Origin of the sequence: Myxococcus sp. CA056, assembly GCF_013336715.1 — a bacterium.
Classification (GTDB): Bacteria; Myxococcota; Myxococcia; order Myxococcales; family Myxococcaceae; genus Myxococcus; species Myxococcus llanfairpwllgwyngyllgogerychwyrndrobwllllantysiliogogogochensis.
On record NZ_JABUMT010000016.1, the window covers coordinates 1 to 15,638 of the forward strand.

16 protein-coding genes are annotated in these 15,638 nt (G+C 67.8%); 9 read left to right on the plus strand and 7 right to left on the minus strand.

Annotation, left to right across the window (positions count from 1 at the left end):
- The first annotated feature begins 254 nt into the window (after positions 1 to 254).
- Positions 255 to 785: a DUF2378 family protein gene (locus tag HUA76_RS37805; RefSeq protein ID WP_141645625.1), complete on the plus strand. Its 531-nt coding sequence runs from the start codon at positions 255 to 257 to the stop codon at positions 783 to 785.
- 18 nt (positions 786 to 803) lie between these two features.
- Here HUA76_RS37805 and HUA76_RS37810 read toward each other — a convergent pair whose 3' ends face one another.
- Both HUA76_RS37810 and HUA76_RS37815 read right to left on the minus strand, forming a co-directional pair.
- The gene (locus HUA76_RS37810) at positions 804 to 4,409 is read right to left on the minus strand and encodes a M1 family aminopeptidase (protein ID WP_174463631.1); all 3,606 of its coding nucleotides are present in this window, start codon (positions 4,407 to 4,409) and stop codon (positions 804 to 806) included.
- Positions 4,410 to 4,422: 13 nt separating this feature from the next.
- Positions 4,423 to 5,304 (minus strand): ABC transporter ATP-binding protein, encoded by an 882-nt coding sequence (locus HUA76_RS37815; protein WP_141645627.1) that lies wholly within the window; start codon positions 5,302 to 5,304, stop codon positions 4,423 to 4,425.
- Between the two features lie 39 nt (positions 5,305 to 5,343).
- Between HUA76_RS37815 and HUA76_RS37820 the strand changes: the two genes are divergently transcribed.
- The gene (locus HUA76_RS37820) at positions 5,344 to 6,585 is read left to right on the plus strand and encodes a cellulase family glycosylhydrolase (RefSeq protein ID WP_141645628.1); all 1,242 of its coding nucleotides are present in this window, start codon (positions 5,344 to 5,346) and stop codon (positions 6,583 to 6,585) included.
- 66 nt (positions 6,586 to 6,651) lie between these two features.
- Here HUA76_RS37820 and HUA76_RS37825 read toward each other — a convergent pair whose 3' ends face one another.
- The 4 genes from HUA76_RS37825 to HUA76_RS37840 form a co-directional block, all read right to left on the minus strand.
- Positions 6,652 to 7,209, minus strand: coding sequence for a peptidoglycan-binding protein (locus HUA76_RS37825; RefSeq protein WP_141645629.1), 558 nt, complete (start codon positions 7,207 to 7,209; stop codon positions 6,652 to 6,654).
- A gap of 134 nt (positions 7,210 to 7,343) precedes the next feature.
- Entirely contained in the window at positions 7,344 to 8,111 is a 768-nt protein-coding gene (locus tag HUA76_RS37830; RefSeq protein WP_174456628.1) for a response regulator transcription factor, read from the minus strand.
- On the minus strand, positions 8,108 to 9,391 hold the full coding sequence (locus HUA76_RS37835) for a sensor histidine kinase (RefSeq protein ID WP_174456627.1): 1,284 nt from the start codon (positions 9,389 to 9,391) through the stop codon (positions 8,108 to 8,110). Before HUA76_RS37835 ends, HUA76_RS37830 begins: the two co-directional genes overlap by 4 nt.
- 96 nt (positions 9,392 to 9,487) lie before the next feature.
- Positions 9,488 to 9,988, minus strand: coding sequence for a hypothetical protein (locus tag HUA76_RS37840; protein WP_174456626.1), 501 nt, complete (start codon positions 9,986 to 9,988; stop codon positions 9,488 to 9,490).
- 99 nt (positions 9,989 to 10,087) lie between these two features.
- Here HUA76_RS37840 and HUA76_RS37845 point away from each other — a divergent pair, with 99 nt between their 5' ends.
- From HUA76_RS37845 to larE, 7 genes are all read left to right on the plus strand, one after another.
- On the plus strand, positions 10,088 to 10,855 hold the full coding sequence (locus tag HUA76_RS37845; RefSeq protein WP_174463632.1) for a HesA/MoeB/ThiF family protein: 768 nt from the start codon (positions 10,088 to 10,090) through the stop codon (positions 10,853 to 10,855).
- 182 nt (positions 10,856 to 11,037) lie between these two features.
- Positions 11,038 to 11,277, plus strand: a complete 240-nt coding sequence (locus HUA76_RS37850; RefSeq protein WP_174456624.1) for a sulfurtransferase TusA family protein — start codon at positions 11,038 to 11,040, stop codon at positions 11,275 to 11,277.
- A gap of 7 nt (positions 11,278 to 11,284) precedes the next feature.
- Entirely contained in the window at positions 11,285 to 11,557 is a 273-nt protein-coding gene (locus HUA76_RS37855; RefSeq protein ID WP_174456623.1) for a MoaD/ThiS family protein, read from the plus strand.
- A gap of 6 nt (positions 11,558 to 11,563) precedes the next feature.
- Positions 11,564 to 12,205, plus strand: coding sequence for a ThiF family adenylyltransferase (locus HUA76_RS37860; RefSeq protein ID WP_174463633.1), 642 nt, complete (start codon positions 11,564 to 11,566; stop codon positions 12,203 to 12,205).
- Positions 12,205 to 12,621, plus strand: a complete 417-nt coding sequence (locus tag HUA76_RS37865) for a Mov34/MPN/PAD-1 family protein (RefSeq protein ID WP_174456621.1) — start codon at positions 12,205 to 12,207, stop codon at positions 12,619 to 12,621. The genes HUA76_RS37860 and HUA76_RS37865 overlap by 1 nt, the downstream gene beginning before the upstream one ends.
- Positions 12,622 to 12,822: 201 nt before the next feature.
- Positions 12,823 to 13,623 (plus strand): adenylyl-sulfate kinase, encoded by an 801-nt coding sequence (gene cysC / locus HUA76_RS37870; protein WP_141644792.1) that lies wholly within the window; start codon positions 12,823 to 12,825, stop codon positions 13,621 to 13,623.
- 102 nt (positions 13,624 to 13,725) lie between these two features.
- The gene (gene larE, locus HUA76_RS37875) at positions 13,726 to 14,619 is read left to right on the plus strand and encodes an ATP-dependent sacrificial sulfur transferase LarE (protein ID WP_174463634.1); all 894 of its coding nucleotides are present in this window, start codon (positions 13,726 to 13,728) and stop codon (positions 14,617 to 14,619) included.
- 4 nt (positions 14,620 to 14,623) lie between these two features.
- Here the strand turns inward: larE and HUA76_RS45855 are convergent, their stop codons facing one another.
- On the minus strand, positions 14,624 to 15,556 hold the full coding sequence (locus HUA76_RS45855; RefSeq protein ID WP_254614755.1) for a hypothetical protein: 933 nt from the start codon (positions 15,554 to 15,556) through the stop codon (positions 14,624 to 14,626).
- Positions 15,557 to 15,638 lie beyond the last annotated feature (82 nt).

Consider the following 15,638-nt stretch of genomic DNA (forward strand, 5'->3'; position numbering starts at 1 on the left):
TTTCCCGGCCGCAAGCCGCCGCTCCTCAAGCTGCTGCACTGTCCAGTGCTTTGGCTGCCACGCCATGGACGCCCCCCTCCATGGCATAACCCTCAGCCCCTAACCCGACTTCCCTGAAGGGGTTTAGCGCGCCTTCGGGAGCCGAGTGAGCGGGGCCTCGCTGCTGTCGGTCGAGGGTGGGGCGAAGGTCTGCCCACGTCTTGAACCACCGCGTCATGACCAGATGACGCGGCTCCCCTAGGGTGTCGCCCCACATGCCGACCGAGGTCAGAGTCCAGTCCACGTTGTTCGAGTCGCTGGTCCGCTGTGCGAATCCCGACGCGGCCATGCGCGCCGAGTTCCTCGCCGCGGGCTACGACGTGGACAAGCCCCGGGCCAGCTATCCCAGCTCCGTGTTCCTGGCCTGTCAGGCGCTGGTGCTGCGCACGACGTATGGGGGGCTCGCGTCCAAGCAGGCGCAGCGGGAGATGGGACGGGATTTGCTCCGCCAGTACTTCGACACGCTGGTGGGGCGCGTGGTGGGGATGGCCCTCAAGGTGGCCGGGCCGGAGCGGGCGATGAAGCGCGTGGCGCTCAGCTTCAGCTCCGTGTTCGAGCCGGTGAACATCCAGACCGCGCTGCTCGCGCCCCAGGACTATCGGGTGAAGTTCCGCGACTACCCGTTCCCCGCGGAGGCCGCCGCCGGCACGTGCGAGGGCGCCCTGAAGCAGGCGGGCGCCCTGAGTGTCACCGTGGACGTCGAACGGTATGAGACGGAGGGCTTCGACCTGCGCATTCGCTGGTGAAGCCCTCGGAGGTGTTGCTCAGGGCTGGGTGGGGCTCCCCAGCGCGAGCGTCGCGGCCACCTTGGGCTCCGTCACGTTGTCCTGTGACTGGCGGTCGATGAGCTTGTTGAGGGGATCCACGCCGACCTCGGCCGGCTGCACCGGCACGGTGAAGGTGATCTCCGATTCCCCCTTGCCCACCTTGCGCTTCTCCAGGAACAGCGCCTCGCCGTTGCTGTCGAGCGCGCCCACGTCCATCCAGTCGGAGAACTCCAGCTCCGTCTGGTTGCCCTTGTCGTCGCTGCGGAACTTCTTCGCGATGACCTTGAGCGTGACGTCCCAGGTCCCCTGGGTGTTCTGCCGCATCGTCGCGGACACCGCGCGGTTGTCGTAGAGGGTGATGGTCTCGAAGAGGTCTTCCAGGAGGTACTGATACTCCGGCGGCGTCTCCTCGCGCAGGAAGCCGAGCAGCTCCGCGGAGCCCGTGTACGGCGGCCCCTGGAAGCGGACCTTGTCCACGTAGCGCTTCATGGCGCGGTTGACGCGCTCCTCGCCGATGAAGTCCTGCAGCGCGTACATGGCGAGGCTGCCCTTCTGGTAGTGGATGTACATCTGGTTCTCCACCCGGGACAGCGGCACTTCCTTCTTCCGCTCCAGTGCGCGGCCCATGAGGTAGCCGTCCAGCTCGAACTTGAGGAAGCGCTTCATCTTCGTCGCGCCGAAGCGGTGCTTCATCACCATCAGCGCGGTGTACTGGGACATCGTCTCCGACGTCATCGTGCTGCCCTGCGCGCGCGCGCCCACCACCTGGTGGGCCCACCACTGATGGGCAATCTCGTGCGCGGTGACGTAGTACGGGTAGTCCACGTCATCGGGGCTGCCGTCGCGCACGCGGGCGATGAAGCCCAGTGATTCCGAGTACGGAATCGTGTTGGGGAAGGACTGCGCGAAGGCGCCGTAGCGGGGGAACTCCAGGATGCGGGCCTGCCGGTGCTGGTACGGCCCGAAGTTCTCCGTGCAGTACTCCAGCGTGTCCTTCATCCCCCGCATCATCCGGTCCAGGTTATAGACGTGCGTGGGGTGGTGGTAGATCTCCAGCGCCACGTTCTTCCACGTGTCGCGCGCCACCGCGTAGCGCGCGGACAGCACCGAGTAGAACTTGAGGATGGGCTGGTCCATCTTGTAGCGGAAGAAGCGCCGGTTCCCCTCGGTCCACTCCTTCTCCAGGTAGCCGGGGGCGATGGCGATCTGATCCGCCGAGGTGCTCACCGTGGCCTGGAAGCTGACGAAGTCCGCGTCCTGGGTGATGTAGTTGTTGGCCTTGGCCTTCGGGTCATCCCGGTCCGGCAGGCGCTCCTTGGGCGCGAGGCCGTACTCCTTGCGGTCACCGTCCTCCACCAGCTCCGCGTCCTCCTGATAGCCCAGCGTGGGGAGGTTGCCGCTGTTGAAGAAGGTGCCGTTCTCGACGATGTCCGTGCGCGTCGAGCCATGCCTCATGCCGCGCGGCGCGTACTCCAGGTCGAACACCAGGTCCGCCTCGCCGCCGGGAGCCAGCGGCGTGGGCAACTGGAAGACGAAGAGGCCGAGCGACTCGTCGCGCTTCGCCGGGGTGTCCACGCCCGCCAGGGAGAGCTTGCGCACGCGTGCGTCGCGCGGCAGCTCCATGAGCACCTGGGAGATGGGCTGCTCCGTCTTGTTGCGCACGCGATAGGTGCCCAGCGCCTCCATGCGTCGCTCTTCCGGGTGGATGTGGAAGGTGACGTCCACCGCGGTGACGCGCGGATGGGGCAGGGCGGCGAAGGACTTGTAGTCCTTCTCGTAGCGAGCCAACGCGCGCTCGCTGTCCTTCGCCGTGACGTACGGATTGAGGATGCGCGTGTTGTAGGTGATGAACGCGCCAGTCCCCACGAACACGAGCGCCGCGAGGATGGCGGTCACCGTCCAGGCCGGAGTGCGGCGGGCCCGCGCTTCAGCGAGCCGCTCCTTCCAGGCCGTCCCACGTCCCCGAACGACGAGCAGCGCGCCCGCGGCCACCATGAGCGTGGCCAGGCCGTACCAGTACAGGCGGTGCCACGCGACCGAGGCCAGGAAGTGGCCATAGCCGTTCAGGTCCGAGTAGGGCGCCGAGGGCTCCGAGCCATAACGCACCAGCGGTTCCTCGATGCCGAGCAGCCCCAGCGCGGCCTGCGAGGCGAAGTAGAGCACCATGACCAGGTACGCGGCGTACTTGTGGTGGATGAGCACCTGCGCGAAGAAGGCCAGCACGCACAGGAGGATGTTGTGCGTGAAGTCGAGCAGCAGGATGTCCGTGAAGTACAGCCACCACTCGATGTCGAAGAAGCCCCGGCTCACCTGGGAGATGACCGTCGCGAGCGCGACGACGCCCTTGAGCGACAGCACCACCAGCAGCAGCGCACCGAACTTCGCGGAGTAGCCGACCCACGTCGGAGCCCGCGTCGCGTCGACGATGTCACCCAGGCCCGCGTCCCGCTCCTTCCACACCAGCTCCCCCGCGTAGAACGTCAGGGTGATGAGCACGAAGGGATGGAAGGTGGACGTGGCCATCTCCAGCGCCTGCCACGTCACGGGCAGGGTGGCGGTGCCGAAGATCTGCTTGGAGATCAGCGAGGCGATGGTCACGAAGGCCAGGCCCGCCACCACGAAGGACCAGTACACCGGCGAGCGCAGCACGTCGCGGAACGCCAGCCACGCGGAGGACATGGCCGTGCGCACCCAGCTTCCGAACGTGGGCGCGGGCCGCGTGGTGGGGATGGCCACGGGCACGGCGGGCGTCTCCTCGCGTGCCGCGGGGCGAGCACCACTGTGCTCCTCCACGGTGGTCCGGAAGCGCGCCACCGTGAGGCCCAGCAGCAAGGCGCCCACGGCGCTCCACACGAGCCGGTTGATGAGCAGCCAGCCGGTGAACGGAATCAGGTCCCGATTGCGCTCAGCGGGCGTCCAGTACCGGGTCACCGTCTCGATGGTGGTGAACCCGAACGGGTCCAACAGCGAGCCGAGCTCCTGGTTGGCCACGTCCGACATGGCGGAGCTGATGACCACGTAGCCCAGCACCAGCACCACCATGCCCACGTACACCGGGGCCATGCGGCGCGTGAGCGCGGCCAATGAGAAGAACACCGTGCCCGCGAAGAACAGCGTGGGCCACACGCCCACCAGGTACGGCCACACGTAGGCGAGGGTCTGGTGCGGCGCGAGCTGCGTCTTGTCGACCAGCCACACGACGCCGGCGCCCACGAGCAGGCCGGGAATGATGGCCAGCATCAGTCCGGCGCTGAAGAGGTACGCGCCCAGGAAGCGGCCGAGCAGGTACGGCGTCTTCTTCACGTTCTTCGTGAAGATGAGCATCCACGTCCCGTGGCCGAAGTCCTGGTGCGCGGCCTGTCCGAAGATGGCCGCGACCATGAAGAGGCCGAACAGGGCGATGGTGGTGGTGAAGCCCAGGAGCGTGTGCGGGCTGTTGGCCAGCACGCGCTCGGAGCCGGAGCTGGCGGAGACGCTGCGGAAGACGCCGCCGGTGGCCATCATCAACAGCATGCCGGCGCCCGCCAGCACGGCGGCGTAGATCCAGGTCGAGAGCATCTTGACCCGGCGCCGCAATTCGAATGTCACGAGAGCGCTGAACATGGGGTGTCCTCGCTCACGCCTTCTTCGACGCGCGCGACAGCGCGTGGAAGTAGACGTCTTCCAGGTCGGGGCTCGCGGGCTCGAAGCCCGCCGGTGCGCTCTCCGCGTGGACGTGCACCAACCGCTGGCCGGCTACGCGCCTTACCGCGATGACCTCCAGCTCCTTCGTCAACGCGTCCAGCTCCTCCTGCTTCGTGACGAAGCGCTTCCACACGCGCCCTTGGAGCGCGTCCACCAGTCGCAGCGGGTGTCCGCTGGCCACGACGTTGCCCTGGGCGAGGATGGCCATGTTCTGGCAGAGGTCCGCCACGTCCGAGACGATGTGCGTGGACAGGAGCACCACGACGTCCGCGCTGATCTCCGCGAGCAGGTTGTGGAAGCGGAAGCGCTCGGCCGGGTCCAGGCCGGCGGTGGGCTCGTCGACGATGAGCAGCTTGGGGTCTCCCAGCAGCGCCTGGGCGATGCCGAAGCGCTGCTTCATGCCGCCGGAGAAGCCGCCGAGCCGGCGGTCCCTGTGCTCCCACAGGTTCGTCTTGGTGAGCAGCGCCTTCACCGCGTCATGGCGCGCGCCGCGCTGAGACAGGCCCTTGAGCTGCGCGAGGTGGTCCAGCATGTCCCAGGCCGTCACCTTGGGATACACGCCGAAGTCCTGGGGCAGGAAACCCAGCACGTCGCGCAGCTTGTCCTTGTCGCGGCGCACGTCGATGCCGTCGAACGTCATCGTTCCGCCGTCGACGTCCTGCAGCGTGGCGATGCTGCGCATGAGCGTCGACTTTCCGGCACCGTTGGGGCCGAGCAGTCCGAACATGCCGCGCGGAATGGTGAGGGAGACGTCGTGCAACGCCCGCGTTCCATTGGGGTACGTCTTGGACACGCCTTCGAGTCGGAGCTCCATGTCGGGCATCAACCTAGCCCATCCGTTACCATGCGCTCCATGTTCTCGCCGCGTTGGAGTCCCTGCCTCGCGCCCGTCCTCTTGCTGTGCGCGTGTGGAGAAGGGGAGCCGGTGATGTTGGAGGCAGCGGCGGCCGACTGTGGGAGCGCCGAGCCCCTGCGCCTGGAGCGCCTGCCGGTGGGCAGCATGGTGCTCAACTCCTATTTCCTCCAGGAGGAGGCCGCACGCGACGTGCGCCGTGGGTTGCATGAGTCACCCATCGTCGAGGAGGTGTTGGCCAAGACGGCTGCGCTCGGCGCCGTGGCGCTTCGGACCAATGGCCACAACGAAGCGCCGGAGAAGGTGGGCGACAGCACCATCCAGGTGGGGCCGCTCCAGTACGACGAGGTCGCCCTGCGAGGGTTGGACCGGGTGCTCGCCCGCGCGCGAGTGCATGGCGTCAGGCTGGTGCTCACGCTCGGCAACTACTGGGATGCCTACGGTGGCACTCGCCAGTATGTGACGTGGGCGGGGCTGCCTTCTCCCATTCAGGGCGACCCGCGCTTCTTCACCGACCCCGTCGTCGTGGCGCTCTACAAGGAGCACATCGCGCGGATGTTGGAGCGGGTGAACACGGAGGATGGCATCCGCTATGGCGACCATCCGGCGGTGCTCGCGTGGGAGCTGCTCAACGAGCCTCGCGGCCGCGGCCTGGACGCGGAGGGCGCGAGCATGCGGGCGTGGGTGGATGAGGTGGCGCGCGAGGTGAAGTCCCGCGCGCCAGGCCACCAGGTAGGGACGGGAGAGGAAGGCTTCGAGCCGTCGTCGGAGGGTTACGACGGCGCCTTCTGGGCTCGCGCGGGCACGACGATGCTGCGCACGCCCGGCTCCAGCTTCACGCGCAACACCGCGTCGCCGTACATCGACTTCGCGTCGGTGCACTTCTATCCGGAGTCCTGGGGCCTGGACGACGCGGACATGGCCGAGGCGGGAGCGCGGTGGATTCGCGAGCACGCGGACATCGCCCGGGGGCTGGGCAAGCCACTGTTCGTGGGCGAGCTGGGGCTGCGCAACGAAGGGGCCCTGGATTTGTCCCAGCGCCGCGCGCTGTATCGCGGCTGGCTGGAGTGCATGCGCAAATCAGGCGTGGGCGCTGGCGCGCTGTGGATGTTCGCCAACGACGCGCGGCCCGACGCGTGGGACGAACACACGTTCTACTTCCGCGATGGCACGCGGCCGGAGGACCCGGCCAACCGCTACGCCGACCTCGTCGTGGAAGCGGCGGGCGCGGCGAGGCCCTGACACACGAAGGCCCGGTCGGGAGTCATGCTCCCACCGGGCCGGAGGTGTCACGACAGTGACGGGGACTCAGTACGCGACGTGCACGTGGTCGCCGTGGCCACCGATGGCGCCAATGGGCGTGCCGTTCTTGATGCCGCCCTTCGGGTCATAGAACAGCTCGGTGGGCTTCGTGCCCGCAAGGCGCGTGTAGTACTCGGCCATCTTCGCCGGGCTGCCTGCCACGTCGATGGCGCGGCCCTTGTAGTGGTACGAGCCCGGCGTGTGCTGGCCACCCGTGGTGGAGGTGATGGTGAGCCCCATCTGCCGGGCCAGGTTCGACGCGAAGTCGAGCTTCTGGCGGTTGGTGCCGTTCACCGGGAAATTGCCCGGGACGCCGCCGGGGCCCTTGGTGCCATCCGGCTTGCCGTCCCACATGTCCTGGTTGCGCGAATTGAAGATGGAGCGGCCCGTGTTGTTGCCCACGACGCCGTCCGCCTTCAGCCCGTGCTGCTTCTGGTAGGCCGTCACCGCCGCCTTCGTCTTCGCGCCGTAGATTCCGTCCGCCGTGCCGGGGTTGTAACCGGCCTTGGCCAGGGTCTTCTGCAGCCGCGTCACATCCGAACCGCGCGTACCGACCTGGAGCATGGAGGGCCTCTTTCTCTCGCCGAAGGCGGAAGGCTTCGTACAAGAGGGTTATCGGTGCCCATGTCCGTGAGTTGCGGCTTAAGTGGGATAAAGCAGGGAATGTCTGTTCTTAGACCCTGCTTGAAAATGTCGCGTCACACCGAAATGAGGCCCTTGCGGATGCCCTCGGTGACGGCCTCGACGCGGTTGGTCACCTCGAGCTTCCGGTAGATGTGCTCCAGGTGGGTGCGGATGGTGGCCTTGCTGAGGCTGAGGAGGCGGGCGGCTTCGCTGTTGGAGACGCCCTTGGCGATGAGCTGGAGGATTTCACGCTCGCGGTCCGACAGGGGCTTGAGCAGGGGCTCTTCAAGGGAGGGGTTCGCCGCGGCGGGAGTGGGGGCCGCGGGAGGGGGCGACGCGGGCTCGGAAGGGATGGGCGTGGCATCCGGGTCGACGCGGAAGTGACGCAGCAGTCTGCGCGCGAGGTTGGGCTGGATGACGGTGCCGCCCGCGCGGACTTCCTTGATGGCCTCGATGATCTTGTCGACCGGCGAGCCCTTGAGCATGTAACCGGATGCCCCGGCCTTCACGGCCTCGAGGACTTTGTCCTCCTCGTCGAAGATGGTGAAGATGAGGATCTCCATCTTCGGGTAGACGGCCTTGATTTCGCGCGTCACGTCGATGCCGCTCATGCGGGGCAGGCCCAGGTCCAGCAGCAGGACGTCGGGCATGACGCGGGGGACTTCCTCCAGGGCGGCCTCGCCGGACAGCGCGGTGCCGACGATGTCGATCTCCGGGTGGCCCTCGAAGAGGCGCAGCTGGTTCTTGAGGATCTTGGTCTGGTCTTCCACGACGAAGACGCGGATGGGCGGCTGCGCGGGAGTGGAAGGAGGCTGCGGGGCATCCACGGGGGCTCCGGTCATGTCGGGGGGCTGGGGAGGGAGAAGGCCACCTGGGCGCCCGAGCCCGGTGACGAATCCACGATGAGCTGGCCGCCGAGCTTCATGGCGCGCTCGCGCATGTTCAGCAGGCCGTAGTGTCCGCGCGGGGTGCGCTGCGGGTCGAAGCCCTTGCCGTTGTCGTGGACGATGAGGTGCACGTGCTCCTCGGCGTAGTCGAGCTTCACCTGCACGAGCTTCGCCTCGGCGTGTTTCACCGCGTTGGAGAGGCACTCCTGGAGGATGCGGAAGAGGGCGAGCTGCGTGTCGGGGGACAGCTTGCGCTGCGGGCCCGTGCGCTCGAACTGGATGGACAGGCCCGTGCGCTCCTGGAACGTCTTGGCGTAGTCCTCCAGGCCCTGCGACAGCTCGAAGTCCTCGCGCATCATCTGGAGGCTGCGGCGCAACTCGTCGATGGACTCCTCGGCGGTGGCCTTCAGCTCGCGAATCTCCGAGCGCAGTCCGTCCTCGTTCGCGAGGTTCAGGATGTACTCCGCCTGGATGATCATCGACGAGAGCGAGGCGCCCAGGCCGTCGTGAATCTCGCGCGCCAGCCGGTTGCGCTCCTCCACCACGGCCAGCTCCTTGAGGTCTCCCTGGAGGGCCACGACCTCGCGGTGCGCGGCGGCCTCGCGCTCGTTCAGGTACACGAGCACGTAGACGATGATGAAGTTGAGCGCCAGGTACCAGAGCAGCGTGAGCAGCTCCACCGCCGTCACTGAGCGGTTGAGGAGCAGGTCCAGCCGCGTGGTGATCGGCAGCGCCAGCAGTGGCGGCAGGATGGCGAGCGGCTTGGGGTAGAGGATGGAGAAGAGGGTGGTGAAGAGCAGCTGCGTGGCCAGCAGGGGGCTCTGGAGGCCACCTCCCACCACGGGCTTGGCGATGAGCACCACGAGGATGACCAGGTCCAGGCACAGCGTGGTGTACGTCACCCAGCGGCCGGCCTTCGGGTGGTCGATGACGAGCAGGTTCGCGACGCTGTAGAGCAGCATCGTGAAGTAGCCCAGGAAGGAGAAGGCTCCGGTGAGACCGAAGTAGCCGCTCCAGGTGGGCACCGCCAGGATGAGCAATCCCAGCGTGAGGAACATCATTCGCGCATAGAAGAGGGCGCGGGCCCGGGCGACGAACCGGTCCTGTTCCCAGGACGCGGTGGCCTGCTCCGTGGAGACGCTGTCCGTCAGCTTGCGGCGCAGGAGGACCTCGCGCACTCGCGCGCGGAGGTCATTGGCCGGGGTCTCCTCGCCGAGGGCGAGATTCGAATTCATTGGGTGGCAGCTTACGAGAGCCGCCGGGTGTGCGGGAATCCCTGGGGTGCTTCGCCCACCTCCCCGGCGGGCGGGGAGGCATGCGAGACGGCGTTGTCACCGGGGAGATGAGGGCTGCATGCAGACCTTGCGGGCCTCGGGCTTGTGGTTGAACACGTAGGTCAGCCGGTCCGTGGATTCGCCGGTGCGCTCGTCGAAGAGGGGCGTGCCGCCCGCGTACATGGTGCCCTCGGCGTTGCCGTACTCGTCCAGCTTGTGCTTCTTGAGCCAGCGGTCCACGCAGGACTCGAGCGCGGCCCGGTGAGCCTCGGGGGTGCCGGTCTCCTTGAGGGTGCGCTGGGGAGGCGTGGCCGCGTCGGGCGTCCCGGACGCGAGCGTGCCGGAGTCGGCGGTCGCCTTCTCGGAGCCGATGGGCGCGGCCTCATGGAGCGCCTGGCCACTGTCGGAGGGGAACTTCGCCGCTTCGCTCGAGCCCTGGGCGTCAGCCGCGGGCAGGGATGCGTCCGCGGGGCCCTGGGCCTCGCCGGTGTTCTTGTGGCAACCGTGGACGAGCAGCAGGGTGGTGGAAAAGACGAGCACGCCGGTCAGGTTTCTCATATGTCCTGGCTGTGGAAAGGGCGCCTGCGCCCAACTGTTGACAGGTGCGACGCAGGGTCCCGCACGTTATTCGCATCCGCCCTCGCGGAGCAGCAATCGATGCACGGCCCAGAAGAGCACCACCATCCCCGGATTCCCCACGCCTCCCGCATCGAGCGCTCGCGGGTGCTCGTCGTGGGAGCAGGCGGGCTTGGCTGCCCGGCCTCGCTGGCGCTGGCCCAGGCCGGTGTCGGCCACCTGACGCTGGCGGACCCGGACCGAGTCGACGTGACGAATCTGCCCCGGCAGCTCTGGCACCGCGCGCAGGACGTGGGGCGCAACAAGGCGGAGTCCGCGGCGGCGGGGCTCATGCGGGCCTTCCCCGCGCTGACGACGGACGTGCTTCCGGAGCGCGTGGACGCGGACAATGTGGAGGGACTGTTCCGCGCGCATGACGCCGTCATTGATGCCACCGATGGCGTGGGGACGAAGTTCTTCCTCTCGGACGTGGCGGTGCTCACGGGCGTCCCGCTCGTCTACGGAGGCGTGCTGCGGATGCAGGGGCAGGCGATGCGGGTGGAGCCCCAGGGGCCCTGTCTGCGCTGCCTCTATGAATCGCCGCCTCCACCAGATTCGGTACCCACGTGCGCGCAGGCGGGAGTGCTCGGCTCGCTCGCGGGGCTGGTGGGTTCGGTGCAGGCGCTGCTGGTGCTGGAGTTGCTGGCCGGCGCCGCGCGCCGTGTGCCAGGTGAGGCCACGCTGCACGTGCTGGATGGGAACACGCTGCTGGGACGGCGTACGCGCGTCGAGCGGGCCGAGGACTGTCCAGGCTGCCGCATCACTTCTGTTCCGACGTTCCCCGAGGAGGGCCCGGCATGCGCGCGCTGAGGGCGGAGGCACGGCCGTGAGCTCGGCGACGGTGATGTCGGGCCTCCTCGATGTTCTCCAGGTACAGCGCTCTGCTCGTCGGTGCGCGGAGGCACGGCCATGAGCTCGGCGACGGCGATGTCGGGCGTCCTCGATGTTCTCCAGGTACAGCGCTCTGCTCGTCGGTGCGCGGAGACACGGCCATGAGCGAGGTGACGGCGACGCTGGACATCACTCGCGAGGTCTGCCCGATGACCTACGTGCGCACCAAGCTGCGCCTGGAGGCGCTGGAGTCGGGGGCGTTGCTGGAAGTGTTGCTCCGGGGCACCGAGCCGCTGAAGAACGTTCCCCGCAGCGCGCGCGAGGAGGGGCATGAAGTCGTCTCCCTCGAGTCGCGCGACGATGGAACGCACCGATTGGTGCTCCGCAAGCAGGGAAGGTGAGTGAGCCATGGCGACGATTCGGATTCCCTCGACGATGCGGACGCTGACGCGCAATCAGGCGGAGGTCAGCGCCTCCGGCGCCACCGTGCGCGAGGTGCTGACGGATTTGGACGCGCGCTACCCCGGCATCGGCTCGCGCCTGCTGGACGAGCGCGGCGCCGTCCGGCGCTACGTCAACGTCTTCCTCAATGAGGAGGACATCCGCGCCCTGCGTGAGTTGGACACACCGGTGAAGGACGCGGATCGGCTCACCCTCATCCCGGCGATGGCGGGAGGGTGACGTCGCATGGCCCTGCGTGAAGATCAGATCCTCCGTTACTCGCGGCAGATCCTCCTGCGCGAGGTGGGCGGTCGAGGCCAGGAAGCGCTCCTGTCCAGCGGCGCGCGCGTGGACGCCACGGGCGCTTCGGGGATGACGGCGGCGGCGTATCTGGCGGGAGGAGGATCACCCGTGGCCGGGGTGGGCTCGCTGACGCTGGGGCCATGGGCTCCAGGCTTCCTCATGTCGGCGACGGACGTGGGTCAGCCCGTGGCGGTGACGCTGGCCCGCGAGGTGGCGGCGCTCAACCCGGACGCGGCGAATCCGGAGCATGGCGGCGGACTGCTGGCGGAACTGCCCACGGCGTGGAGCGGGGATGCCCCCTGGGTGGCGCTCTGCGGCGATGGCGCTCGGGCCGGCGTGCTGTTCCGGGGCGCGAAGGGCTGCGTCTGGTGCTTCGGAGAAACGGTGCGGCACCTGGGGCCGCCTCCGGATGGCGCGCTGGGCGTGGCGCTCGGGACGCTGGGGGCCATGGTGTTCCAACGTCTCCGGCTGGGCATGGAGCCGGCCCTGGGCGGCCGCTGGTTGGTGCCCCCGGGAGGGCTGGAGGAGATGGACGTACGCCAGTGTTCGCGCTGCGCCTCGCGAGCCGAGCCTTCTTCGCCGTGATGCCCTGGTCGGATCCGCGCTGGCCGGAGGCGGTCCGTCGCGAAGTCATCCAGCACCTGGAGTCGTGCTACCCGCTGGAGGGCTGCGGAGTGATCCTCCACGCTCCCGGGGACGGCTCCTGGCGCGTGTGCCCCCTGCGCAACGCGTCCCCGCGCCCGGTACACGCCTATGCCTTCTCCCCCGAGGAGTGGCTGGCGGTGTGCGTCCAGGCGGAAACACGGGGAGAGCAGGTCGTAAGTGTGTTCCACTCCCATGTAGACGGGCCTCCCACTTTTTCGAGCGAGGACCGCTCCCTGGCCGCCCCCGCCGGGCATCCGCTCCTACCGGGAGTTTCCTATCTCATCGCATCCGTACACCGAGGCTGTGTCTCCTGGGTGTCCGAGTACGTGTGGAGGGATGGAGATTTTCAGACGTGACGGGTCTGAAAAGACCATTGCAAGAACGAAAAAGCCCAGTATGCGCAAGCACTTGACCGCCTGTTACCCCTACCTGCGGAAAGGTGCGCCTGAATTGTCAAGTGAGTGGGTTTTCGTCTATAACCACGTCCATCTTCTGGATCTGCGGCGTCCACCGCGGCGTGCAAGAAGCGCTCCGGACGCAGGGAGTTGAAAACCCTTATGGCCTCCAACACTGGATTCACCCTCTGGCTGACCGGCATGTCCGGGACCGGTAAGAGCACCACTGCCGCTTACATCGCGGCGCGGCTCCGTCAGGTCGGCCGCAACGTGGAGATCCTCGACGAGGGGGAGCTCGCCGACGAGCTGTGGGCGGGGTTGGGTGATTCGAAGGATGAGCGCAACACGATCGCCGGTCGTCTCGGCTTCGTGGCGAACGTCCTGACGCGCAATGGTGTCGCCGCCCTGGTGCCCTGCGTGAGCCCCTACAAGGGGAAGCGTGAGGAGAACCGCCGCGCCATCGGTCGCTACGTGGAGGTCTACGTCGACTGCCCCACCGAGAAGCTCATCGAGCGCGACAGCACGGGGCGCTACAAGAAGGCGCTCAACGGGGAGATCCCCAACTTCATCGGCATCACCGAGCCGTACGAGCCGCCCAACTCGCCGGAAGTCACCATCCACTCCGACGTGGAGTCGGTGGAGGACGGCGCCGCGAAGATCTTCCAGTCGCTGCTGGACCTCGGCTACATGACCACCGAGGAGCTGAAGATCATCACCGGCAAGAAGATGAAGGCCAACCCGCTGCCGGCCAAGGGTGAGCGGGCGGAGAAGGCTGAGAAGCCCGAGAAGGGTGGCGGTGCCAAGGCCCGTCGGGCTGAGGAGCCGAAGGTGGCCGCCAAGGTGAAGCCGGCCAAGGCCGACAAGGCGGACAAGGGCGCGAAGTCGCGTCCCGCCACGCGCGCTGCCCGCGTCGCCAAGCCGGCTCCCGCGGGGAAGAAGCCCGCGAAGGGCAAGTCCCGCTGAGCAGGGGGCCGGACACGGCCCTCGTTCCACTTCAAGTCAAGGGCTCCAGGTTGCCGCGCGATGCGCGTGCAATCCGGGGCCCTTTCGTTTTAGGAGTCCCCCATGCTGAGCCCCGAGCGAATCCAGGCCCTGTGTGAGTCGTCGCGTCCCAAGCTGGAGGCCATGCGCGCCGCGCTGCGCGCCCATGGAAGTGCGCTGGTGGCCTTTTCGGGAGGCGTGGATTCGACCTTCGTCCTGAAGGTGGCCGTGGAGGAGCTGGGCGAACGGGCCCTGGCGCTCACGGCGCTGTCCGCCTCGGTGGCCCCCGAGGAGGCGCAGGAGGCGCGGGAGCTGGCGGAGAAGATGGGGGCCCGGCACGTCGTCCTGGGCAGCAACGAGCTGGCCAATCCGCAGTACGCGGCCAACCCCACCAACCGCTGCTACTTCTGCAAGACGGAGCTGTACGACATCTGCGAGGCCCAGCGGACGGAGCTGGGGCTGGCGGTGGTGGTGGACGGCTTCAACGCGGACGACTTCAAGGATCACCGGCCGGGGCACAAGGCGGCGCGTGAGCACGCGGTGCGCTCTCCGTTGGCGGAGGCCGGGCTGACGAAGGAGGAGATTCGCGCCTGGAGTCAGTTCCTGGGGCTGCCCACATGGGACAAGCCGCAGATGGCGTGCCTGGCGTCGCGGATTCCGTACGGCACGGCGGTGACGCGGGACAGGCTGCTGCAGATCGCCGCGGCCGAGTCGGAGCTGCGCAAGCTGGGCTTCCGGCAGTTCCGTGTGCGCTACCACAGCGACGTGGCGCGGCTGGAAGTGGCCGCCGAGGAGTACGAGCGGTTCCTCGTCGCGGATGTGCGCCAGCGGATCAACACCGCGTTCCTGGCGCTGGGGTTCAAGTTCGTGGCGTTGGATCTGGAGCCGTTCCGCTCAGGCCGCCTGAACGAGGCCGCTGGCGTGACGAAGCCCGCGACCCAGGGGGCCACGGGCTTTGCGCTGCCGGTCGTGAGCTGAGGGATTACTTGGGAGACAGCGTGGCGCGCAGGGTGCCCACGATCTGAGGTCCGAAGTGGCTGCGGAGCGTCACGAGGCCCTCTACCTGGTAGATGCCTAGCAGAGGTAAGCCCACGGCGTCGGTGTATCCCGGGAAGTTCGCACTCTCGGCCATCGATAGCTCAAGTGGAGCCCCATTGAAGGTCCTGATGGCGAGGTTCCGCACGCGGAGTCCACCCTCGGGGCCTCCCGAAACGACGAGGAAGTTGAGTTCGTGGGCCGACAGCGTCCGTGCGACGCGCTCATTCAGGACGGCGGAGTAGGCCCCTCCGAACTGGACCGATACGGGGCTGGTCGTCACCATCAGATGAGAGCCAAACGAGGAGTCGTTGCCCTGGCGCACCTGGGCGGACTCGAAGCTGATGGCGAACGGCACCGTCTTCCCTGTCAGTTCATAAAGCTCGGAGCTGGGAGGTATCGGCGAGCCCGTGAAGTCCAGGGTGCCCGCGAGCCAGCCACCCGTGTCCACGCTGAAGCCCACGTCCGTGGTGCCCTCGGCGGGCGTCTTGAAGAGGAAGCGCACCGTGCGCGCTTCTCCCTCGGCGACCGTGAAGGACAGGGGGTTGGGGGAGATGAGCGTCGCGGGAATCGACTGACCCGGTGCGCCGACACGCTCGATGTGCCACTCGCCCTGGAGCTGGATGGTGTACCCACCCGCCGGAAGCTGCACGGCCACTGTGTCCGCGGACGTGTCGGTGATGGTGTGGTTCTTCGGCCCGGTGATGTCGAACGTTGCCCCGACAAGACGGAACGTCTGGCCACTCGTCCCCGTGGTGATCAACGGCACCTGGATGACGCCCTCGGACTCGGGCACGTCGTCCAGGCCTGTCCCGGACGACCCGCCGCAGGCCGCGACGAGCAGGGTGAGAAGCAATGCGCTCAGGTTCAACTTCTTCATTTTCATGGTCTCCACTGGAGCGATGAACCGTAGGAGTACGGGGTGATCGGGTCAAACGACGGGGAGTGCCCCGGGATGAGTC